Raw genomic sequence first — 1,017 nt, forward strand, 5'->3', positions numbered from 1 at the left:
GATTTATGAAAGAGATCTAATATAAAAAATTAAATCTTAACAGCATATACCGTAAAAAATACCGTATAAATATTATCTATTTCATATCGTACTTATTGATCGCCCCTCTGCATGAGTTTTCAGGCAATTGGAGCAATTATACAAGATCACAATCACTTGCAAATCGTCATAATAATACTGGGTAATAATAAATAGTTCTTACTACAAATTGTGCAATTACACTATTTCCTTTTACAGGAACGTCTTAAATAGCACTCTCACATGCTTCACACTAGGCAGAATCCGTAATCTGCTCAAGAAAGCAACTATAAAAAGTTTAAACAATTTTTCACAAGTCGTATTTCTTAAAGAAACTAGTTCCGCATCAGTAAATCATAAAAGCAGATTTTCCCCCTTAATATTATTAATGGATCCAATTTATACTTTTATTGTACATTTTGTATTGACTATTCGCATCAATAGTCATAAATTGGATCCAATTGATAAGGAGATCAGAATATGTTCATTAAAAATGCTTGGTATGTGGCAGCGCGTCCTGAAGAAGTTATGGAAAAGCCATTAGGTCGTCAGATCTGTGGTGAAAAAATGGTGTTTTATCGTGGTAAAGAAAATAAGGTCTATGCAGTAGAAGACTTCTGCCCACATCGCGGTGCTCCACTATCTTTAGGCTTTGTAGAGGATGGCAATCTGGTTTGTGGTTATCACGGCTTAGTTATGGGCTGTGATGGCAAGACAGTTGCTATGCCTGGACAGCGTGTTCGTGGTTTTCCATGTAACAAGAATTTCAGTGTCATAGAGAAATTCGGTTTTATCTGGGTATGGCCAGGTGACCAGTCACTTGCAAGTGAAGATCAGTTACCTGAACTTGAATGGGCAGAGAATCCTGAATGGGCATATGGTGGCGGATTGTTCCACATCAATTGCGATTATCGCCTGATGATTGACAACCTGATGGATCTTACTCATGAAACTTATGTTCACTCAGCCAGTATTGGACAAAAAGAAATTGATGAAGCA

The 1,017-nt window shown here is 36.8% G+C and carries 1 protein-coding gene; it reads left to right on the top strand.

Going from position 1 to position 1,017, the window contains the following annotated elements:
• Positions 1-498 precede the first annotated feature (498 nt).
• Positions 499-1,017: Rieske 2Fe-2S domain-containing protein (locus B4033_RS01425; RefSeq protein ID WP_286831404.1), on the top strand; the 519-nt coding region annotated here is incomplete at its 3' end.

The organism is Acinetobacter sp. UBA3132 (assembly GCF_002364825.1).
GTDB classification, from domain to species: Bacteria; Pseudomonadota; Gammaproteobacteria; order Pseudomonadales; family Moraxellaceae; genus Acinetobacter; species Acinetobacter schindleri.